The organism is Methylobacterium terricola (assembly GCF_006151805.1).
Lineage (GTDB): Bacteria > Pseudomonadota > Alphaproteobacteria > Rhizobiales > Beijerinckiaceae > Methylobacterium > Methylobacterium terricola.
In genome coordinates this window covers 1-20934 of the sequence record NZ_VDDA01000005.1, presented here as the reverse complement: position 1 = coordinate 20934, position 20934 = coordinate 1, and the positions used below count along the sequence as shown (strand labels likewise).

Annotated in this window: 15 protein-coding genes and 2 pseudogenes; 7 read left to right on the top strand and 10 right to left on the bottom strand. The window is 65.1% G+C overall.

The window, feature by feature from the left end:
* The first annotated feature begins 111 nt into the window (after positions 1-111).
* Positions 112-2538: a PAS domain S-box protein gene (locus FF100_RS13490; RefSeq protein WP_171070154.1), complete on the top strand. Its 2427-nt coding sequence runs from the start codon at positions 112-114 to the stop codon at positions 2536-2538.
* Positions 2539-3006: 468 nt separating this feature from the next.
* Here the strand turns inward: FF100_RS13490 and FF100_RS13485 are convergent, their stop codons facing one another.
* Complete coding sequence (locus tag FF100_RS13485) at positions 3007-3777, bottom strand: potassium channel family protein (protein ID WP_139036224.1); 771 nt, start codon at positions 3775-3777, stop codon at positions 3007-3009.
* 494 nt (positions 3778-4271) lie between these two features.
* Between FF100_RS13485 and nhaA the strand changes: the two genes are divergently transcribed.
* Positions 4272-5462 (top strand): Na+/H+ antiporter NhaA, encoded by a 1191-nt coding sequence (nhaA, locus tag FF100_RS13480; RefSeq protein ID WP_246102068.1) that lies wholly within the window; start codon positions 4272-4274, stop codon positions 5460-5462.
* 108 nt (positions 5463-5570) lie between these two features.
* On the opposite strand, the pseudogene FF100_RS13475 reads toward nhaA, so the two are convergent.
* The 3 genes and pseudogenes from FF100_RS13475 to FF100_RS13465 all read right to left on the bottom strand — a co-directional run bounded on the left by FF100_RS13475 (position 5571) and on the right by FF100_RS13465 (position 10941).
* Positions 5571-7912, bottom strand: a pseudogene (locus tag FF100_RS13475) (PAS domain-containing protein).
* 957 nt (positions 7913-8869) lie between these two features.
* Entirely contained in the window at positions 8870-9175 is a 306-nt protein-coding gene (locus FF100_RS13470; protein ID WP_139036222.1) for a hypothetical protein, read from the bottom strand.
* Between the two features lie 227 nt (positions 9176-9402).
* Positions 9403-10941, bottom strand: coding sequence for a VapE domain-containing protein (locus FF100_RS13465; RefSeq protein ID WP_171070153.1), 1539 nt, complete (start codon positions 10939-10941; stop codon positions 9403-9405).
* 186 nt (positions 10942-11127) lie between these two features.
* Here FF100_RS13465 and FF100_RS13460 point away from each other — a divergent pair, with 186 nt between their 5' ends.
* Together FF100_RS13460 and FF100_RS13455 are read left to right on the top strand one after the other, a co-directional pair.
* Positions 11128-11436, top strand: coding sequence for a hypothetical protein (locus tag FF100_RS13460; protein ID WP_139036220.1), 309 nt, complete (start codon positions 11128-11130; stop codon positions 11434-11436).
* Positions 11436-11900, top strand: coding sequence for a hypothetical protein (locus tag FF100_RS13455; protein ID WP_139036219.1), 465 nt, complete (start codon positions 11436-11438; stop codon positions 11898-11900). Before FF100_RS13460 ends, FF100_RS13455 begins: the two co-directional genes overlap by 1 nt.
* A gap of 51 nt (positions 11901-11951) precedes the next feature.
* On the opposite strand, the gene FF100_RS13450 is transcribed toward FF100_RS13455, so the two are convergent.
* Both FF100_RS13450 and FF100_RS13445 read right to left on the bottom strand, forming a co-directional pair.
* Positions 11952-13565 (bottom strand): SNF2-related protein, encoded by a 1614-nt coding sequence (locus FF100_RS13450; RefSeq protein ID WP_139036218.1) that lies wholly within the window; start codon positions 13563-13565, stop codon positions 11952-11954.
* 13 nt (positions 13566-13578) lie between these two features.
* Complete coding sequence (locus FF100_RS13445; protein ID WP_139036217.1) at positions 13579-13839, bottom strand: hypothetical protein; 261 nt, start codon at positions 13837-13839, stop codon at positions 13579-13581.
* A gap of 5 nt (positions 13840-13844) precedes the next feature.
* Here FF100_RS13445 and FF100_RS38615 point away from each other — a divergent pair.
* Positions 13845-13961: pseudogene (locus FF100_RS38615) on the top strand (transposase domain-containing protein); the annotation flags it as partial.
* Between the two features lie 46 nt (positions 13962-14007).
* Here FF100_RS38615 and FF100_RS13435 read toward each other — a convergent pair.
* The 4 genes from FF100_RS13435 to FF100_RS13420 all read right to left on the bottom strand — a co-directional run bounded on the left by FF100_RS13435 (position 14008) and on the right by FF100_RS13420 (position 18582).
* A complete protein-coding gene (locus FF100_RS13435) occupies positions 14008-14421 on the bottom strand; it encodes a hypothetical protein (protein ID WP_139036216.1) in 414 nt (137 codons plus the stop codon).
* On the bottom strand, positions 14411-17194 hold the full coding sequence (locus tag FF100_RS13430) for a DUF927 domain-containing protein (RefSeq protein ID WP_139036215.1): 2784 nt from the start codon (positions 17192-17194) through the stop codon (positions 14411-14413). Before FF100_RS13430 ends, FF100_RS13435 begins: the two co-directional genes overlap by 11 nt.
* Positions 17191-17646 (bottom strand): hypothetical protein, encoded by a 456-nt coding sequence (locus FF100_RS13425; protein ID WP_139036214.1) that lies wholly within the window; start codon positions 17644-17646, stop codon positions 17191-17193. The genes FF100_RS13430 and FF100_RS13425 overlap by 4 nt, the downstream gene beginning before the upstream one ends.
* 741 nt (positions 17647-18387) lie before the next feature.
* Positions 18388-18582 (bottom strand): hypothetical protein, encoded by a 195-nt coding sequence (locus tag FF100_RS13420; RefSeq protein ID WP_139036213.1) that lies wholly within the window; start codon positions 18580-18582, stop codon positions 18388-18390.
* Between the two features lie 833 nt (positions 18583-19415).
* Here FF100_RS13420 and FF100_RS13415 point away from each other — a divergent pair.
* Together FF100_RS13415 and FF100_RS13410 are read left to right on the top strand one after the other, a co-directional pair.
* Entirely contained in the window at positions 19416-20039 is a 624-nt protein-coding gene (locus tag FF100_RS13415) for an ImmA/IrrE family metallo-endopeptidase (protein WP_139036212.1), read from the top strand.
* Between the two features lie 532 nt (positions 20040-20571).
* Positions 20572-20751, top strand: a complete 180-nt coding sequence (locus FF100_RS13410) for a CsbD family protein (RefSeq protein ID WP_109961784.1) — start codon at positions 20572-20574, stop codon at positions 20749-20751.
* Positions 20752-20934 lie beyond the last annotated feature (183 nt).

The following is a 20934-nucleotide window of genomic DNA, read 5'->3' as shown; positions in this document are numbered from 1 at the left end:
CGACACCGTAGCGGAAGTCCGTGCAACGGGCCTTTTCGGTCCTGCCTTCCTTTGCGTCGAGGAGCCTGGGCACCCGGCCCAGGGCCGCGCGCCCCAATCATGATGAAGTCCATGGGAACGTCGGAACTGCAGGCCGAGATCGAGCGGCTCCGGAGGCGCGAGCGCGAGCTGGAACGGGAGAATGCGCGCCTCCGGCTGGGACGGGAATGGCCGGCGGCGGTCACATCCGACGTGGCCAACCCCGACCTGCTGTTCACCGCCGCCGAGAAGACCCGGATGGCGATGATCGTCACCGACCCGAACCTGCCCGACAACCCCATCATCTTCGCCAATCGCGCCTTCCTTGAACTCTCGGGCTACGCGGCCGCGGACCTCGTCGGGCGCAACTGCCGCTTCCTCCAGGGACCGGACACGGACCCGGCCAGCGTCGCCAAGGTCCGCGACGCCATCGCGGCGCGCCGGGACGTGGTCGTCGAGCTCCTGAACTACCGCCGCGACGGCACGACCTTCATCAACGAGCTCTACGTGAGCCCGGTCTTCGGGCCGCACGGCGAGCTGCTGTACTTCTTCGGCAGCCAGCTCGACATCAGCCGCTTCCGGGCCCGGGAGGCACCGGCGGGCGGGGCCGGCGCCTCCTTCCGCAGCCTGCTGGAGGAGGTCGAGGCCGGCTTCTGCATCGTCGAGATGCGCTTTAGCGCCGACGGGCGCGCGGAGGATTTCCGGTTCGTGGAGGTCAACGCCGCCTTCGAGCACCAATCGGGCCTCGCGGGCGCGGAGGGCCGCTGGATGCGCGACCTCGTGCCTGGACACGAGCAGCACTGGTTCGACGCCTACGGCGAAGTCGCCCGTACCGGCCGAGCGGTGCGCTTCCGCGGCCATGCGGCCTGGCTGAACCGCGTCTTCGACGTGCACGCGGTGCGGATCGGAGACCCGGTGCAGAACCGCGTCGCAGTGCTGTTCGAGGACGCCTCCGACCGGCAGGAGGTGGAGCGAAGACGGGAAGCGCAGGTCTCCGAGAGGATGGTCGAGCGGGACCTCGTCTGGCGCACCAGCCGCGACCTGCTCGTCGTCTGCGGCTTCGACGGGGCCTACCAAGCCGTCAACCCGGCCTGGCTTGACGTCCTGGGCTGGGCGACCGGCGGCCTGGTCGGGGCCCGCTTCGACACCCTCGTGCATCCCGAGGACCGTGAGGCCGCCCTCCGCGCCTTCGAGACGCTCAGGACCGGCAGGAGCGTCTCGGACCTCGACCTCCGCCTGCGGACCGCGGAGGGCGGCGACCGCTGGATCTCGTGGAACGCCATCCCGCAGGGAGACCGCTTTCACGCGGCCGGCAGGGACGTGACCGAGCGCAAGGCCTTGGAGGAGCGGTTACGCCAGTCCCAGAAGATGGAGGCGGTCGGGCAGTTGACCGGCGGCGTCGCCCACGACTTCAACAACCTGCTGACTGTCATCAAGTCATCGACCGACCTGCTGAAGCGGCCGGACCTGGCTGAGGAGCGGCGCAGCCGGTACGTCGACGCCATCGCCGGGACGGTGGACCGGGCTGCCAAGCTCACCGGCCAGCTCCTTGCATTCGCGCGCCGTCAGGCCCTGCGACCGGTCGTCTTCGATGCCGGCCACGCGGTCGGAGCCATCGCCGACATGGTCGGAACGCTCACCGGTGCGCGCATCCGCGTCGAGACCACCCTGGAGGCGGGCACGGACGGTGAAGAAAGCCCGCTCGACTTCCACGTCGACGCCGATCCCAGCCAGTTCGACACGGCGGTGGTCAACCTGGCGGTGAACGCCCGGGACGCCATGAAGGGCGAGGGGCTGCTCTCCGTCAGGGTGCGCCGCGTCGCGAAGATCCCGGCTCTCCGCTCCCACCAGCCCGTGGACGGCGACTTCGTCGCGGTCTCGATCACGGATACCGGCTCGGGCATCCCGGCGGATGTGCTCGACCGCATCTTCGAACCCTTCTTTACGACGAAGGGCGTGGGGCAGGGGACAGGTCTCGGCCTTAGCCAGGTCTACGGCTTCGTCAAGCAGTCGGGCGGCGACGTCGCGGTGGAGAGCGTGGTCGGGACCGGGACCACCTTCACCCTCTACCTGCCGCATGCCAAGGGCGAGGAAGCGGAGCGGACCGTCGCCGCGGAGCCCGAGATGCTGGCCGACGGTCACGGAACTCGTGTCCTGGTGGTCGAGGACAACCGCGAGGTCGGCGCCTTCGCGACGCAGGCCCTGGCGAAGCTGGGATACGAGACCGTCCGCGTCGCCGATGCGATGCAAGCCCTGGCGGCCCTCGAGGCGGGCGGCGAGCCGTTCGAGGTCGTATTCTCGGACGTGGTGATGCCCGGCATGAACGGGATCGACCTCGCGCGGGAGATCCGGCGCCGCCGTCCCGCCCTGCCGGTCGTGCTGACGTCCGGCTACAGCCACGTGCTGGCCGCCGACGGTACGGACGGCTTCGCGCTCCTGCCGAAGCCATACTCGGTGGCGGACCTCTCGCGCATCCTTCGCCGGGCGCTGCGGGCGCGGTCGGCCGCCGTCCCAGGATGACGCCGCCCGCGTCGTTCCGCGCCGTGACCTTCGGACGGCCTGCGCGTTGGTCGCCGGTTCCCATACGGAAATGCACGGGAGAGACCCACAATGTCCGACACGCCGCGTCCCGGTGACGACCCGTTGCCGCCCATCGGCGACCCGCCGCCGGACCCCCAGCCGCCGGAGGGCGACCCGCCGGCGCCGCAGCCTCCCGGTCCCATCGAGATCGGGCGGGGTCTAATCCCGATCGGCCCGGCGGCCTGACAGCGTCCGCCCCCGGACGGTCGAGCGCTCCACTCGCGAGGGCTAGAGCATTTTCCGACGAAGTGGGTACCGGTTCGTCGAAGAAAATGCGGCAAAAACAATGATCTAGAGAGCTTCACGATTGCAACGCGATCGTGAAGCTTTCTAGGCCCGGTGGAGAAGCGGCCCGTCCGCTCCTCCAACCAGCACCATGACGGCTCGTCGTCCGTCATCGCCGACAATCTAATCGGCCCCTTCGTCGGGGATGTTCAGCGTGGTGCCGCAGGCCTTGCAGTGCACCGCGTCCGGCTCGTGCCGCTGCAGCCCGCAGGTCGGGCAGGAGAAGCGCACCTTGTAGGGCCGGAACACCACCTGGGCGAGCCGGAAGAACAGCGTCACGCCGCAGATCATGACGAACACCGAGATCAATCGTCCGGACGTCCCCGGCAGAGTGATGTCGCCGTAGCCCGTGGTCGTCAGCGACGTGACGGTGAAATACAGCGCATCAACTGGACTGCCGATTGCCGGGTTGGTGCCGTGCTGCGAGATATAGACCACGCCGGTCATCACGAACACGAACACCACCAGGTTGGTGGCGGCGAGGATCGCCTCCTCGTTGCGCTGGAAGAACGCGCTGTCCTGGCGCAGCCGGTCGAGCAGCTGGTAGGTACGCAGCAGGCGGAGCGTGCGCAGGATGCGCAGGAATCCGACGCCCTGCATGACCATCGGCGCCAGGAACGAGGCGATGGCGACCACGTCCGTCCAGGTGCTCAGGCGCAGGAACTCGCGGGCGGGTGCGCGGCTGATCGCCAGGCGGCCGAGGAAGTCGGCCAGGACGCCGAGGCCGAGCACCACGTCGCACGCGACGATCCAGGGGGAGAGCGGCAGGAACGAGGTGACGATGACGAAGGCGATCGTCGCGATGTCGAAGGCGAGCAGCGCGTAGCGGAAGCGGTGCGCCTGGTCGGTGTCGCCCTCGTAGAGGGCCTGTAGGGTGGCTTTGAAGGGGAGCATGGGTCCGGTCGAGTCGGCTGGGACGGTCCCATACCGCATTCGTGCCCGACGCACCCGGTTGCGCGTCCCACCCATCGATGGGATACGGGCGCCAAGGTGTGCGGCCCCGTCCTGGGGCTTGCAGGATCGCGACTGCTGGTCGGGCCGCCAGCGGCGATGACCCGTGGCCCCATGCCTTACCTGGTCCTGTGCTCGGCTCCTTGGCCCGATCGGATATCGCCGCTCCAGGCAGCCGGTCGCCGCGCCTCGGCGGACGCGCCCGTCCGCCATGGTCCCGGCGGCGATAGTCGCCTCCACCCTCGGAGCGTTCGCCCGGCGCGGCTCGACGGCCTCGTCGGCGCGATCGGCGGCACGGCGAAGACGCGGAGTTCGGCCCGGTCGTCACGACCCGTTCCCTCTCCCCGATCGCTAGCGCGGCATCCGCGACGACCGCCCGATTCCCCTCAGCCTCTCCCGCCTCCCCGCACGGTGACACCATGACGTTTCCGGCACCCATGCCGATCCGACGCCCGCTCTCTGCCCTGCGCAGCATGCTGCGAAACGAGGCCAGCGGCGGCCTGGTGCTGATGGCGAGCGCCGCCCTGGCGCTCGTCGTCGCCAATTCGGCTTACGCGGAGGTTTATTTCGCGGCCCTGAAGGCCAAGCTCGGGCCGTTGAGCCTGCTGCACTGGATCAACGACGCCCTGATGGCGGCGTTCTTCCTGCTCGTCGGGCTCGAGATCAAGCGCGAGATGTTGGACGGGCGCCTGCGCACCTGGCCGGACCGCATCCTGCCCGGCGTGGCGGCGCTCGGCGGCATGCTGGTGCCGGCCCTGGTCTACGCGACCGTCAACCGGCACTCCCCGGAAACCCTGCGCGGCTGGGCGATCCCGGCGGCGACCGACATCGCCTTCGCGCTCGGCGTCCTGGCGCTGCTCGGCTCACGCGTGCCGATCTCGCTCAAGGTCTTCCTGACCGCGCTCGCGATCATCGACGACCTCGGTGCCGTCGTCATCATCGCGGTGTTCTACACCGCTGACCTGTCACTCCCGATGCTCGGCGGCGCGGCGCTGACGCTCGCCGTGCTCTACGGGCTGAACAAGGCCGGCGTGGCGCGGCTTTGGCCATACCTGCTGCTCGGCGCAGTATTATGGGTGCTGGTCCTGAGATCCGGCGTCCACGCGACGATCGCCGGCGTGCTGCTCGCCCTGACGATCCCCTTGCGCCTGAGCGTCGGCAAGCCGGACGATCCGACCTCGCCGCTGCACATCCTGGAGCACGCGATCCATCCCTGGTCGGCGTTCCTGATCCTGCCGATCTTCGGGTTCGCGAATGCGGGCGTGTCACTGGCCCGGTTCGAGCCGGCCATGCTTCTCGACCCGGTGACGCTCGGTGTCGCGCTGGGTCTCTTCGTCGGCAAGCAGCTCGGCGTGTTCGGGTTCGTGCTGGCGGTGGTCCGGGTGGGCTGGGCGCAGCGGCCTGCGCACGCGACCTGGCTGCAGGTCTACGGCGTCGCGCTGCTGTGCGGTGTCGGCTTCACGATGAGCCTGTTCATCGGTCTCTTGGCCTTCGCGGCGAACCCCACGCTGGAAGCCGAAACCAAGATCGGTGTGCTGGCGGGCTCGCTGCTCTGCATGGCGACCGGGGCGCTCGTGCTCAGGCTTGCGCCACGCAAGCCTGAGCGGCCAGAGGCGCAAACGTCCTGATCGTCCGGATCGGTGGTCGAGCGACCGGAGGGACAGCGCCGATCCGAGATCCGGACGTGCCGCCCATCCGCTGTTCAGCCTCGGCCACCGTCCAACCGGTCAGGACGGCTAGCTCTTGGCCTCTGGGCTCTTCGTCTCCCGGTTCTCGGTCTCCGGTGCCTCACCCTTCCGCCGCCCCGGGATGGCCTGGAACGCCTCGGCGACCTGGGCGGCCGAGTAGGGCTTGCGCACGAGGTCGAAGCCGTGCGTGCCCTCGCGGGCCAGCACGTCGCTGTAGCCGGACGTGAGGATAACCGGCAGGTCAGGCACGAGCGCCCGGAGGCGTCGGGCCAGCGCGACCCCGCCCATGCCAGGCATCACCACGTCCGAGAACATCGCGTCGAACCGATCGGGATCCCGCTCGACCTCGGCGAGGGCCTCTTCGCCGTTCTTGGCCCAGACGGTGGCGTACCCGAGCTCCTCCAGGATCTGTGTGCAGAACCGCCCGACGTCGAGGTTGTCCTCGACGACGAGGACGCGCAGCGCCTGGGCGTCGAGCACCGGCTTCAGCCCTTCCGGGGCTTCCGTCGCGAGCGCCTCGACCTGGGGCAGATAAAGGGTGAAGGTCGTCCCCCGACCGGGTTCGCTCGCGACGTCGACGTCTCCGCCCGACTGCTTGGCGAAGCCGATCACTTGGCTCAGTCCCAGCCCCGAACCCTTCCCACGCCCTTGGTGGTGAAGAACGGCTCGAAGATGTGCGGGAGGTCTGCCGGGCTGATGCCCGAGCCCTGGTCGACGACCGAGACCGCCACTAATGGTCCGCTCGAACTGGCATGTCCCCGGATGTCCGGCATGTCTCTTCGGCATTCGAGCCTCAGGGTGAGCGTGCCTTCGTCCTCCATCGCATCTCTTGCGTTGACCGCCATGTTGACGAGCGCCGTCTCGAACTGGCCCGGGTCTGCAAAGACGTGGCAGGTAGCCCTCGCCGGCATCTCGACGACGACTCGGATGCGGGCGCCTGCGACCGAGGCCAGCATGTCTACGGCCGCCGCGATCCGCGCGCCGACGTCGAACGTCTCGGGCATCAACGATTGGCGCCGGGCGAAGGCGAGGAGCTGGCCCGTCAGCTTGGAGGCCCTATCCACCGTGTCGGACACCGCGTCCATGTAGCGGCGGCGGCGCTCCTCAGGCAGGTCGGGCTTGCGCAGCAGGTCGACCGACGAGCGGATGATGGTCAGTAGGTTGTTGAAGTCGTGGGCAACGCCCCCGGTCAGCTGCCCGACCGCCTCCATCTTCTGGGCCTGACGCAGGCCCTCTTCAGCCTTGGCGAGTTGCTCCAGGTCGCGCAGCCGCTGGGTCACGTCGGTCGCGTACTGGAAGGCGCCGATCCGGCGCCCGTCCGCGTCGCGCAGCGGGGTAAAGGCCAGTTCGTAGTAGGGCCGTCTACGGTCGGGCTCGCCGAACTCCTCGACCAGCGTGAACGCCTCGCCCGATAGCGCCCGGGCCCACACGGTCCGCGCCTGGTCCTGCTGCTCGGGCACGTGCGCCATGAGGCCGATCAGGTCGTCGCCGACATGGGGACGGACCCCGTAGATGGCCTCGAACTCGTCGGCGTAGGCGCGATTGAGGGCAAGCAGCCGGAAGTCGGGGTCGAGGACGCAGACGAGGGCGTCCGTGATCTCGAAGACGTCGGCCCAGAGCTTGCGCTGGGCAAGCGCCTCCTCGACGCGACACTCCAGGTGCGCGTTGAGCTCGCGCAGGTTGCGCTCGGCGAGCTTGCGGTCGTGGATGTCCTCCACGACGCCGTACCAGGCGATGATGGCTCCCGCACCGTCCCGACGCGGCTGGGCGCGGGCGCGCATCCAGCGATACTCGCCCGTGCCGGCCATCTGGAAGCGGTAATCGACGTCGACGAGGTCGCCTGAGACGAGGCAGGCCGTGAAGGTCGTCAACGTGGACGGGACGTCCTCGGGGTGCAGCACCTTGATCCAGCCGGCCCCGTACGGTTCGCCGGGCCCCTGGCCAGTCAGCGTCAGCCAGCGGTTCGAGAACGACGTGATGTTGCCATGCGGGTCGCAGGTCCAGGGTACCTGCGGGTTCAGCTCGACCGTGTGCCGGTAGTGATCCTCGCTATCGCGGAGCGCTGCCTCGCCAAGGACGCGGGAGGTCGTCTCGGCGGTGACGCAGAGCAGACCGGCGACCTTGCCGGCCTCATCGACGGCCGGCGAGTAGCTGAAGGACCACCAGCTGCGTTCGGGTGTGCCATTGCGCGAGAGATCGAGCGGCATGTCGGTGAGAGTCATGCTCTCGCCGGCGAGCGTCGCGTCGACGAGGGGCCCGATCTCGTCCCAAATACTGGCCCAGACCTCCCGGAAGGGCCTGCCCAGGGCCGTGTCCAGGCGGTAGCCGAGGATCGGGCGGTAGGCGTCGTTGTAGAAGCAGAGCAGGTCAGGGCCCCAGGCGAGGAACATCGCCGTGGGGCAGGCGAGCATCAGCCCGAGCGCGCTCCTCAGGGCCGGCGACCACGCTTTGGGCGGACCGAGCGAGGTATCGGACCAGTCGCGCGCGCGGATCTCGGCGCCCGTGACGCCGCCCGACGGAAGAAACGAGAACGTCTCGCTCACGCCGAAGCGGCCCCGGCAACTACGGGGCTGGCAGCATGGTCAGCGTCGCTTGGCGGCAAACGATCTGGAGTTGCACACGATCCAAGTGAAAGCGGAACTGGTTGTCGAGCCTGCATGCCGCGGCTATCGCCCACGGCAAGGGCCCCTGCAATCGGACGGCCTGTCACGCCTCGGCTCCGGGTGAAGTCTCGGACTCGGGACAATCGTTGCCGGTATCACTCTGGTCCGGCTCGGGCGGCAGATGCGGCGGTGGCACGCGGTCGGGACCAGGTGGCGCCGGGAGACCGACGTCCTCCGTGACTCGGTGGAGATCGTTGTGGTTTTTGTCGCCTTCCATCATCACGTCTTCCACACGGCGGCAGAGGACAACGCAAAAGTGGCCGGGAGGTCGCCGACAGGTTCACAGCTTCAAGAGCCCGGCTTGAGAACCCAGACCAAATCTACCGAGGCGAGACACAGTTGACTGAGTGGAACATTTCTCATCTTGTGGATGTGCTGCGCCACCGTCGGCTATATGGCCCTGCTTAGTATCTCGCTGCTGATAAAGCAATCAAATTGGGCAACATTACCGTTGTTGAGCCTCATTGAAGTTGTATATAAAATTATTTACTACATATAATTGCATACAATCTCCCATCTAGATCAATATAGGATTTTTTATTGATTGTAATTCGAGCAAATTAACTCCAAATTATTCATTTTATATTCACTTTAGTGATGAACTTACTCAATCATATAACTAAAATTATTGCCTGTCACAAAGAAAATGGTTTTGCGAGGATCGCAAAAATAAAATATTATAATTTACAAAATTGACCATTTGATGCAGTGGCAGCTTGTGGGAGAGGAGCAGCCATTCAGCCTGCTAGTGCCGAGCGTCGGGAAATGGCGCAATGCGGCCGCTCGGCATCCATCTGGCAAGCCGCCGCATTCCACTCCATGCGGTCCTTCGAGGGTGACGGGAATCTCGTCGGCCGGGTAGCGATCGAGCAGCAGCGGGAAGCGAGACTTGTGCATCTCGATCTCGCGAATCCGTAGTGCGACGGGCTTGCGCCGGGATTCGCGGTTACGGGTGTCGCGGGCGAGGTCGCACGTGTTGATTTGGTTCATGGTGTAACTCTTGAGGGGAGAATAAATAACACAGGAATGACATCACGGAATGACAGCTTTGACAGCAAGGCCATCATTCTGCATTGTTATATTATTTTAATCTGAGGTATTTCTCAGGACTGAAATAATATCTATCCTACTATCATTACTATAATATCAAAGGACAAATACAGAGGAGAAATGCCAAGAACAAGCCAGGATAGCTGTATGACACCTCCCCTCAATTATTACCCTTTGAAGGCGTACAGCACGCGCCCACCGACCTTGCCGATCCACGAGAATCGCTCGTTCCGGCCGCTCTCTTCCAGCCGGCGCATCTCCAGACCCCACTCGGTGATGTTGGTCTTCATGTGTCCGCGGTAGTACGTCTCCTCGAACTCGACGAACGATTCGTACAGGGGGCTGGCCTGGATGCGGCCGTTGTGGAGGCAGCGCTTGAATGTGTCGCTGGTCTCGGGCTTGAACTCCTCCAGCCAGTGCTCGACGCGGCCGCGTTCGCGCTGATCCTCCTGAGCGGTCGCGAGCAGGCCCTTGAACGGTGCGATCGGATCGTCACCTTCGTGGTCCACGGACGCCCACAGCAGCGGCCAGTCGATCTGGTTCATGAACGTCCAATCAGGGTCGTTCGAGAACAGCAGGGACACGAAGCGGCGGATACCGGTCGGGTCCTTGATCAATTGCGCGAGCTTCTTGTTTGAGCACCCGATGAACGTGGCATTCTGCTTCACCGTCACCTGGGTGTTGGTGCGCATGGGTCGGCGAGTTAGGGTCTTGGCAGTGATGGCGTTCTTGACCGTGTCCACGTTGGCCTTTGAGGCGTAGCCCATCTCGTCGATAAAGAGGATGTAGCTCTTCCAGATGTCGATATTGCGTTCGTCCTCGATCATCTTGAAGTCCACGCCGAGCACCAGCTCCTCGATCATGGCGAGCATGGCCTGGACGAAGGTGGTCTTACCTTTGCCCTGGGTGCCGACGATCACTGGCATGAGGTGGTCCTTGACGGGCAAGCCGCGGATCTTGCGCTTGACCTGCTGCATGAACTTCTTCAGCACCGCGACGATGAACTTGTCCGGGCACTCCGGGGTCGTCACGAAGAGCTTGTGGGCGATGTCGAGCCACAGGGCTTCGGCGCGTGCCTTGTCCTTGGTCAGGATTGGGCCGCGAATCATGAAGAACAGGTCTTGCAGGCGATGGCGCTGGCTGATGGTGATCCACTGGTTCACCGCGTCGGTGATGCGTTCGCTCGGCGCCGGTAGCTTGTGGGTGTCGGCAATCAGGCGGAGGTTGCGGCAGAACTCTTCGACGTTCTCGTCCTTCGGGTTCTGGAAGAACGCTTCTTCCTCCAGCAGTTCCATGGTCAGGCCGTCGCTGACGCCTTCGCGATCCAGCATCGGCACCTTGTCGTTGAGGATGAGGCCGTTGTAGAGCACGCTCATCTTGTCGCGCTGGACGAGGGCCTCGACGAGTTCGGTGGCGTTGTGGGGCACGGCGCCGAGATCCTTGCGGATGCGTTCGTAGCGCAGGGCCTTCTCGTAATCCTTGACGGTCCAGCCGAGACGGGTGGTGTTCTGCTTGACCCAGGCGCGCACCTTCTGGTCGTCCTGTCCGTCGAGATCCTTGGCGATGAAGTTCGCGTCTGGAATCTCCGGTCCCTGAATCAAGGTTTGGTTGAGGAACCGAATCAGTTCGTCAACTGCCTGCTGGCGCCGGTCAAAGGTGTTGGCCCCGGCAGGCTGTACCTGCTGGGTGAGGCTATTACGAATCAAAGTGCTTCTCCAAATAAATCCAAGCCCGAGAAGGGCTGGTCCCCATTGCGGGGGCAAGTGCATCAAACCATGCACGCCGGTTGAGCGTCAAAATTAATTAGACGGATCGGCTCGAACCTCGTATGGGTTGTTCATCGCCAGCCGGTGCTTTTGCCGGGGCGCTCTGAATTAGATTTAGGAATCACGATGTCAATCAATGATAACATGTCTACCGTTGGGCAGTACCGTTTGCACGCCTCGATCGAGCCGGCTCGCAAGATCTTCGTTGTGATCGTCGAGGACCACGAAGGCTGCGGGACGATCCGGAATTCAGTCCACGCTACGCTGGACGGTGCGACCGATGTTCTGCGCGAGTGGGTCGTGGATGAGTTCGAGGGCTACGAGGAGTTCGACGACAATTATAACAGCGAGATGAGCGCCGACAAGATCGAGGAACTGCTCAGCGACGAACTCGGCAAGACGGCGAAGGTCGAGCAGCACGAGGTGGTACTATAATGGCCGCCTTCAGAAGCCTCAAGACTGCGCCGGGTGCGGTTGTCGTCCAGATGGGCAGGAACGTCGTCGTGCTCCCGACCGAGGCTATATCGCTGAAGCGGGCCAAGCGGATCGCCGAGCACACCCGCGGGCTGATGCTGGGTAATCACTTCGTCGAGGCGATGCAGGACATGGGGTTTACCCTGTCCTGCGAGTTGGTCGAGACCCTGTATGCGCTCGACGGTGCGGAGGGTGATTTCGACAAGGTCACCCGCCTCAACGACGAGGCCGACCGCTTCGCCATCAGCCTTCAGCAGTTCGAGAAGCACCCGTTCGTGTTCATCCACCACGACCGTGAGGAGATGATGACGCAGATCGTCCCGATGCGTGACCTGAAGAAGATGGACGACTTCAAAGCTTGGAAGGCGGGGCTGCCGAGCCCGCGCGACCGCGAACTCATGGGCTTCGAACCGATGCTCGTGTGACTTCGCCCTCAATCCGCACGACCGTGCTGCTGGCGGTCACGGACGAGTGGGTCAGCCGCACCATGTACAGCGACCATTTCGACGAGGTGCTGGTTTGGCTGGCCGACGATGCAAGCGCCGCATTTTTTCCGGCAGGTCCCGCGCGACGACGTCCTTCACCCGTCGCAGCGCCAGCGCCGGCAGAGATGCGACGGACGCGAAGACCCGTTGATGAAGCATTGCCGTGTTGGTCACTTCGGGTGTGCCGTATCGGGCGCGGAACTCCGGCAGGGTGTCGAGTGATCCCGGCGCGAGCTGATCCATGATCGCCCACGGGTCGACCGAGGCGTTCTCGATCGGCGTGCCCATCAACACGATGCGGAAATCTGCCCTGACTGACCGGGCCGCGGCGGCGCGCAAGCTCGCAGGGTTCTTGAGCGCCTGAATCTCGTCGAAGACGATCGCGCTGAACGGGATCTGCCGAAGGCTGTGCTGGTAATTGACCAGCGTCGTGTAGGTCGTGAAAATCCAGTATCGGTGGGCTCTTCCCTCTTCGAGGGCTTCGCGCAGGAAGGCGAGATCGAGCTTGCTCTCTCCGGTCTCGATATCGCGCCCGGACGTATCGGTCCGCTTTCGCGCACCGGTGCCGGAGCCGTAGAGGCGGATGAGATGCCCGAGACCCGGCTCCGCGGCATGTCGCGCGACCCCTTGCTCCCAGTTCTCGAGGAGCGAGGTCGGCGCGACGACGAGCTCCGGCCCACGGTGAGCCGCCCGCGGATCGGCTGCGTGCAGCTTCAGCCAGGCCAGGAAGGCGATCGTCTGCAGGGTCTTGCCGAGCCCTTGCTCATCCGCGTTGAAGATGCCCGGCAGGCCGACCTTCCAGGCGTCGACCTGCCAGGCGAAGCTCTCGCGCTGGTGGTCCTTGAGCGGCGTGCGCACGATCGACGGCAGCGTGTCGGACCCCGTCGCGAGGCGCGGCTTGACCTGCGCCACCCATTTGAGCTCGGCGAAATTGATGAGCGTCTCAAGGACGAGGGGGTCGGACAGCTCGCGGCGCGCGGTCTCATTGCTATCCTCGGGCGCAGCGTCGCTCCCGCGATAGTGCTTGATGAGGGCGAGGGCCTCGGGACGCGCTGGGAGGTCGAGGTCAGCGAACGGCATGGTCGCCTCGCCGGCCGCCATCGCGCCGGAGACGCGGTGATGCAGCGCATCGACTTCTGCTGGCGCCAGGGCCTCGAGGGCGCGGACGAGCTGCGCCGCGAAGGCTTCCGGCAGCCAGGTCGTGCCGCTGCCTGAGCCGATCTGCAGGTCGGGCTTGCGGAAGAAGCCGATGCCCGTCACCCAGTCGGCGTATTCCTGCGTCTCAACGAGCAGCGGGAGGCCGGCCGTTTCGATCGCCTCCTCCTCGCCGATCTGATCGAGACCGTCGAGCCGGCCCTCGCTACGCAAGGCGGCCTCGACCGCCGCCGTGATGTGCGGCCGCGGGTTGCGCAGAAAAACCTGTTGCTCCTGGGCGGGGGCGTGCTGCATCCGGGACATCACGGACAGAGCCGGAGCAGCGGCGGGATCGACGACGAGGAAGTTGCCGGGCTCGAGCGGGTAGGCTGATAGCGCGCCCCGCGCGCGCACCCGGTCCTGAAAACCGCGCAGGAGGGAACCTGCAAGCTCGCTCGCCTCTTCCGGCACGCCGGCCGCCTCCTCATACCCCGCCTTGGCGAGAGCGAGCCGGAGAACTGGACGACGTCAAAATCGTCGCCGTTTTTGGGGAAAGGGCGAAGCGGTCCGCGATCCGGACTTCGAGCCCGGCCAGGAAATCGGTCATCGAGACGCGGGCGGCCGGCGTTGAATTCGCGACACGGACGCCGGGATCGAGCAGCTGCCGGAAGCGGGCCAGGGAGTTCCAGTGTTGGGCTTCGTTGCGCCCGGGCTCGAACTCCTCCGAGACGGTCACCGCATCCATGAGCCATTCAGCGATGGCGAAAAGGAGCGTGTGCTCCGCAGGCGACCACTACACCGTGTACCTACCTGAGCGACGTGCTCACCCGCATTGCTGAGGGCCATCCCAACCGCCGCCTCGACGAGTTGCTGCCCTGGGCCTACGCCAGTGCGCAAGACCTCAAAGCCCCGCTTAAAGTGCTTTCGGCTGCGGACCGTGCATTGCGACCGTTTCCGCCAGCGCTAAACGCTCCGCCTCGGCGCGGTCGTGCCTGCCGTCGAACTCCAGGATTGCGGCGCGCTCATCGAACGCTGCCAGCCAATCGGCAGCCTCGATCGGACTGGCTGCCACACGCTGCAACACCCTGCCAACACCTTCCGCCACCCCCTCCGAGGTGTGGCGCTTATCTCCACCTGCCGATTTTCCGGTGTGGCAAGGTGTGGCAAGTGTGGCACATTGATCTAGAAGGGTTTTTCGCTCCAACGAAAGGTGTGGCGACGTGTTGGCGGCCGGGGTGGCATCGCCTGCCACACCTGCCACACCTTTTTTCGTCCGTGAGAGGGAAGTGCTGATTTCGTCCAGCATGGTCAGGAGGTCAGCGGCCATCGTCGCCTCCCTCGAACAGGTCCGCGGTGACCACGTAGACCCGCTGACCGGACTTGTAGGGTGTGCGCTCCGAGCGCTGCAGCTTGCCTTGCGGGTCGCGCCTCAGCATGCCCCGCTCGGCCAGAATGCGGGCGGTTGCCACCGCGTCGAGGCCGGCGCAGACCTCGGCCTTCCAGAGTTCGGGTAGCACCAGCCACTCCCGATCGGAGCCTGTGCCACGCCGCCAGCCCGTGCGGTTGTGGACCGGCTTGGCGTCGGAGTCCTCCATAGGCTCGAAGCGGCTCTCGCCATGCGCCTCGAAGAAGCGCCGTACCTGCCCGATGGCCTCCCGGATCTCAGCCGGCTCGGAGCCACCACGGGTCGCGATCCAGTCGGCCAGCGCCCGCGCGGCAGCCCTGACTGCCTCGCCCCGCTGCCAGGGGACAATGCCGAACATGATGGCCACCTCGCCGGCCGCAGCGACGATCCCGAGCCGGGACGCAGCCCGTCGCACTTGCCCGTCCGCGTCGGCGGGGACGTGCTGCTCTACAAATCCGCCCATGATTCGGATCACATTGCGGGTGATCTCCTCCAACCCGTGCTCCACGAGCCCGCGCACGAAGGCCGGGCCGGCGGTGCCGAACGAGGCGACCGCCGCGCTCTTGATCGCATCGGCCAAGCGGGCGGGGTCACCTTCTTCGCCAGCGTGATCGAAGACACCGAACCCGCAGCCCGCATCGGCAGGAATATCCAGGAGGCGGACCGATTGTCCTGCATAGGCCTTACGCTGCCGGTCCTCCGCGATCTTGGCGGCCATCGGGATCTCGCCTGTGGAGAGCGTCAGCACACGCCACGTGGTCGGGTTGCGGATGGAGCCGTCGCGCGCCGCCCTACCTTTCCCGATGCCGGAGGCGAGCTGATAGACCGCTGCAGCTGCGTCGCGGCCCTCTGCTACGCCGATCTCGTCGAGGCACAGCAGCGTGTCGGTGACGATCGCTGCCGTCGCCTCCTGCGCATTGGCTGTCGCCCGCCACGAACGGACGAAACCAGGATCGGCCGAGCCGCGCCCCCACACGCTTGCCGCCGCCCGCAGCGTCGTGGTCTTCCCCTTACTCGATTGGCCGTAAAAGTTGAGGCCGCCGCCTTCACCGCCGACGAGGTGGACTAGCGGGCCAGCGAGCGCGGTAGCGATGGCGAGCACGATGCGGCTGTGCCCGACGGAGAGCCGGCCGATACCCTCACGCCAATCGTCCAGGGTGCCGCGCGAGGAATAAGGGGCCGCTGCAGCACCCACCAACAGCACCGTCTCGTTGTCGGGTTGACCCACGACCTGATCCGGCAGCACGAACACTTGGCGCTCGCCGACGACGTGCCAGCCGGTGCGGTTCACCGTCGTCACCCGGGCATTCACCCGCACCTGGTTGAGGTAGTTGCACAGATGCGCGCGCGCGTTGCGGGAGACGGTCAGCCCGCGGTTGGCGAGTTCGGCCGCCACCGCGCCGACGTCGCCGTGGAGCGCGGCGTCGGCCACCATGTACACGTGGCGGCGCCCATCCCGGTCGTTCCAGCGCAGCCACTTCGACCAGCCTATACCGTGGGGATCTCGCGCAAGGCCGATCACCTCAAAGGGGTCCGAGCACCAGACCTCCTCAATGGAGCGCGCCTTGCTGGGCCCTTTCTCTTCCTCGGCGATGAGACCGTCCGAGTTCATGGTGTAGGGGTGGAAGGAGGTGTAGGCTGGGGGCGGCTCCGCGCGCTCGACATTGGCGAGGACAAGGGCTGCGATCGCCTCCGGCAGGTAGCCCTCTGCGAGGGCATCCGCTGCATCCCAGCCCTTCGGCACCTCGCGGATCTCGCCGGAGGGCGCGGTCGCGGCGACACTCATGGCGTTCACGAGTGTGACGGTGCTCGCCCCGATCGCGGCCAGCTCAGCTTTGACCTGCGTGGCGTAGCGGTGCCCAGGGTCGTCGGCATCGGGCCAGATCATCACCTGCCGGCCCTTGAGCGGCCGCCAGTCGGCTGCGCCCGCCGCTTCCGCTCCGCCGGGGCTGGCGACCACAACGGAGTTGGGGAAGATGCGGCGGGCCTCGTCGGCCGCCTTCTCGCCCTCAGTGATGATTACAGAGGCGGTCGGGCGGGCCGCGAGAAAGTCGAGGCCGTAGAGCGGGCGGGGCCTGGGCCAAGTCTTCCATCGCCAACGTTGAACCCCGTTCTCGCACCAGAGCGTGAGCGGGGCGAACTGCTTGCGCTCGCCGGGCGGGTCGAAGCGGGCGACGTAGCCAAGCACCCGGCCCGCCGCGTCAGGGTAGGTCCAGGTTCGAGACGGCAGGCCAAGGCTGGAATGCCGGAAGCTCGGCTCGGGCGCGTCTTCCGGGACCGGCAGCACGATCTCCGCCGAGGCTTCGTCGGCAGCTCGCGCCGCAATGAGGTCTTGCGGCTCCTCACCCAGCGCACGGGGTTCGGTTGCGCTGTCCGTCTCCGGCGCCTCCTCTCTGGTCTGACGGGAGTGCAAGGACGCGGCTTGGCGGGCGCGACGCGACATGGCCGCGGGCGACTTGGGACCACTACCAGCCTGCGGCTCCCACCGCGGCAGGCCGGCACGCACGCGGACGTAGTCTTTGCAGGCGATGGGGTCGTCGCCTGCGAACGAATGCAACACGATGTCGGTGCCGTCGTCGCTGAGGCGGACCGACAATGACCGGTCCGTGGCGGAGTGGCCCGGCCCGGGAGCATGGACCTGCCCGTTGCGGAATTCGCCGCCGAGGGCGCGGGCGATGGAACGGAGGTCGATCACAGCCGCCCCGCCTCTTGCTCGTGGGTGGTCAGGCCGATCCGTCGCCGGCCGGTGTGCTGCTCGCCGGTTGCATCCGTGATCACCCAGCCCTGACCGTGAAGCGATAGCGGCGGCAGGGGCGATTTGCAGGGCTTCTTGAGCTTGTCGACGGTGCCAGACAGATCCTTAGGCACCGGTGACGGGTCGGCCTCGGCTAGGCGTATAGCCTGCACGATCTCCCGGTCCTCCGGGGTGTCGGGGATTTGCTGGCGCAGTTGCTCGACCTTCTCGTCGCGCCGCCGGTACTCACGGACCTCGGACGCAAGGTTATAGCCGACGTAACCACCATCGAGGTGGTTGAGGCCGATGCGCTTCGGGTCCTCAGAGTTCAGTTCGCGTGCTGAGATGAACGGCACGGTCAGATGCTGGAAGTACGAGAAGATCCAGAGCGTGATGGCGTACAGCCAAGTCATCGCCCCCAGGGATCGCTCACCCCCTGGAGGGGCTTCGCGACCTGCGGGCGGTAATTGAACTTTTCGAATGTCATCTGTGCCTCCTGTATGCGGAGGTCGAGCGCGCAGCCGAACTAGCCGGGATCACACGGATCCGGTTGACTTTCGGCATCCCTGTCAGGAGAATGGGGACCTCGAACGGATCCATCTCCTATTGGATTCGCCTACGGATCGGGCTGCGGCTGAGAGGTGGTTCTCTCTCCGTGGCCCTTTTCGTATGCGCGTTCGGCCTTACGACATGTCACGTCTCCAGGCGCCCCACCGGGCGCGAAGTTGGACGATTGCGACGTCGGCCGCTGCCGTCAAGCCCTCTTGCAAAGTAATTTTATAGATTCTCTCTGCCAGATGGAAGATTCTCGATACGTAAGTACTTGCTATATTGCAGAATCAATGCATAGTTCGGCTTCGTCTTGATATTATATACTCTGTTTTCGAAACAATTGATCAAGTATTTTTCCTCAAAAACGAAGAATTTACCGATATATTTCCAGGAAAATCCATAGATCTGGCCAATAGGAGGTATCAGCCGGAGAAATGCCTAGGAGGTGCTTGTCGCAGCGTGACGCTGGAGAGGGGCCAGCGGCGCTTTCGGTGGAATTGCAAGCTGGAATTGCCCTATTTCGAACGGACATGAGGTGCGGCCTGCCCAGCTGCATCGGACACCGGGGTAACAAGCTTCCCAGGTCAGATCCCGCGCGGCCTTCAGCGCGCCTCGTTGGCAGTTCGCGCGGCCATCACTTCCGCACGGGCCCGAAAGGTGGCGGCATTCTCCTTGATCACTTGAACAGGTCGCCTGAGCGCGGTGGAGATCGCCTCGACGTTGAACTCCTTCAGGTACTCACCTTTGCGACCCGAGTTGGTCGGCCGCGTCAGAGGCTGACGGGTAGCGCGGGTCACGACCCACAGGGTTCGTGCACCGGATACCGCTCCCGGCCAACCGATGAACGGACTCCGGGTGTTCGCCCACGCGTAGTCCGGCTCGGACCGGGCTGAAACCATCGAAGAAAAATTCCCCCTGCACCATGCCGCCGCGGCCCCGGCTTAGTGACAGCCGAACGATCGTCGGCCTCGCAGACCTCGTGGGTGGCGATCTCGGCGGCATCGCGGGCGGCGGTGGTACGCTTCTGCTCAGCGACAACCCGGCGGCCGTAGCGGCTACATTAGCTTGCGAGCTCCGATGCGCGCCCATGAGCGGGCGCAACGGCGGAGGATTGCCGCGCCAACCCCACGCGCCAAGAGGGTCGCAGCCGGGCAAAGTGTATGAGAATACTTGCAGTATGAGCAATCAGCGATAGAATTTAATGATCTAACACGCTCAGGTTGTAGAAACGGCCATGTTAGATCCCCCGGCCAGCCCGTTGATTCGAAGGGTCTAAACCAGGGGGCTAAATCGGTTTTGCCGATTTACCATCTCACTGATGTTGAAAAACAAAAAGCCCCTGGCGCGCCCTACGGGAAACGGCGGCCGACGCTAATTCTGCAACAAAATCAATGCGCTGAAGGCGCCGGAGGTAGGAGCTTTGTAGGACCTGGCCGTAGGACCGTCAAGCTGAACCGCCAGCACACAGCGCCAGTAGGAGCAATCTCTCTCCAGCGGGCTCTACGCTGGATCCGGGGTTATCCACTGCAATCTCTGCCCATTGCAGCGCTGCCACCGCGGGTTTGCGGCTGACCGCCATTGCCATCCATAAACACAAGATATAGCGTATGGCGGCTTATGGAGGCCCTAGATGGCGCGGTTTCGCACCAACGAAGAGCTTGAGCGGCTCGCCCGAGAGACCCGCGTGAAGCTCGGCTTGGAGAATCAAGACCGGATCGACATGATGACGGTCATCCAGAAACTCAAAGCCGCCTATCCAGGCTTCCAGTACGCCCGGGAGCCCGACGAGATTTTGCCTGATGCCGAGGCTCAGTGGGACTCAAGCAAGCGGGTCATCCGACTTAGAGAGAGCGTATTTCGCGCGATGCAGCGCGGAGAGCCTCGCGCCAGAATGACCACCTCTCACGAGATTGCCCATTTCTTACTGGGCCACGAGGGGATCAGGAACAGGTCTCTCGTTAAGACCGCAGCAGAGCGGTTTGCGAATGAAGTTAAGAGAGAGGAGAGTGAAGCACGGCGGCTCGCTCCCATGCTCCTGGCGCCAAGCTACCTTGTCAAAAGCGAGGATACCGTCGATGAAATTAGCCGCCGCTTCGGCATCAGCTTAGAGGCTGCTGCCATCCGCCGAGAGGAAGTGAGTGCCCTTGAAAGACAGGCTTCAGGGGACGTTAGGCCTCTGCCTCAAGTCGTGATCGACTTCCTTCGCGAGGCCAAGCGCAGGGGGCAGACCGTGCGAACCGACGTGGGAGAGTGAGAGGGTAGGGGGCTCACGCAACACTCGCTTTTTGGCTAGGGGGGCACCCACTTGAGGCCTCACCCTCGTGCGGGCGGATCAGAGTTTCCCCCGTACCCCGGCCCGCCTTATTCCCGCTCCGCGGACCGAGGGCGAGGGCTACGGCGAGGTGAGCATCAAGGCGCTGGCGGACGCCATGGCGAAGTTCCCGAGGATCGACGTGAGGTAGTGCGCCGGGTCGCCTCAAGCCCGCCGGAGGGCCCGGACAGCGCGGAGAGGAGCCGCCAACAGGCTGATCAAGGCGCCGACCGTGAGAACGAGGACGATAGAGAGAAGCGCCCCGAAGATGCGGATGAAACGCACGATGCTGCCTCGCTGAGATGGCTTTAGGCCGCATCGAGCAGGCGGCCGGGTTTGGCGGCTGAGAGGCGCCGCAAACGAGGCGGTAGTGAGTCCCGAACGGGAGCGCGTATGCCCACCGGAACGCTTCCGGCCGCCTCCTCGTTTGCCTCATGAGCCCCGCACGGGGAGCAGACACAAGCAGGAGCGTAACATGGCAGTCGATAAGGACCGCGTTGAGGGCTCAGCCACGAATTTGGGCGGCAAGGTCAAAGAAGGCGCGGGCAACCTGACAGGTGACGAGAAGCTCAAGAACGAGGGCATTGCTGACCAGGTAAAGGGCAAGGTCCAGAACGCCGTGGGAAGCGTGAAGGATGCCCTCAAGGGTAAGTGAGTAGGCCTTGCGATATTCCCTCTCGCGTGTCGGATGCGGCATGTGAGAGGGCGCCGACTAAGAGCGCCTAACAGAACGGCACGATCGGGTCTGTTGGGCGTTGGGGTGGTATGGCTCGCCCGCTTCTTCCCGACGACCTCTGGTCTGCGATCGCCCCGCTTCTGCCGCCGCACCCGCCTCGCC

What these genes read in the sequence shown, in the direction of transcription:
- FF100_RS13490 (WP_171070154.1), top strand. Translation starts at nt 112, where the DNA reads ATGGGAACGTCGGAACTGCAGGCCGAGATCGAGCGGCTCCGGAGGCGC.
- FF100_RS13485 (WP_139036224.1), bottom strand. Translation starts at nt 3,777, where the DNA reads ATGCTCCCCTTCAAAGCCACCCTACAGGCCCTCTACGAGGGCGACACC.
- nhaA (WP_246102068.1), top strand. Translation starts at nt 4,272, where the DNA reads ATGCCGATCCGACGCCCGCTCTCTGCCCTGCGCAGCATGCTGCGAAAC.
- FF100_RS13470 (WP_139036222.1), bottom strand. Translation starts at nt 9,175, where the DNA reads ATGAACCAAATCAACACGTGCGACCTCGCCCGCGACACCCGTAACCGC.
- FF100_RS13460 (WP_139036220.1), top strand. Translation starts at nt 11,128, where the DNA reads ATGTCAATCAATGATAACATGTCTACCGTTGGGCAGTACCGTTTGCAC.
- FF100_RS13455 (WP_139036219.1), top strand. Translation starts at nt 11,436, where the DNA reads ATGGCCGCCTTCAGAAGCCTCAAGACTGCGCCGGGTGCGGTTGTCGTC.
- FF100_RS13445 (WP_139036217.1), bottom strand. Translation starts at nt 13,839, where the DNA reads ATGGATGCGGTGACCGTCTCGGAGGAGTTCGAGCCCGGGCGCAACGAA.
- FF100_RS13435 (WP_139036216.1), bottom strand. Translation starts at nt 14,421, where the DNA reads ATGGCCGCTGACCTCCTGACCATGCTGGACGAAATCAGCACTTCCCTC.
- FF100_RS13425 (WP_139036214.1), bottom strand. Translation starts at nt 17,646, where the DNA reads ATGACTTGGCTGTACGCCATCACGCTCTGGATCTTCTCGTACTTCCAG.
- FF100_RS13415 (WP_139036212.1), top strand. Translation starts at nt 19,416, where the DNA reads ATGGCGCGGTTTCGCACCAACGAAGAGCTTGAGCGGCTCGCCCGAGAG.
- FF100_RS13410 (WP_109961784.1), top strand. Translation starts at nt 20,572, where the DNA reads ATGGCAGTCGATAAGGACCGCGTTGAGGGCTCAGCCACGAATTTGGGC.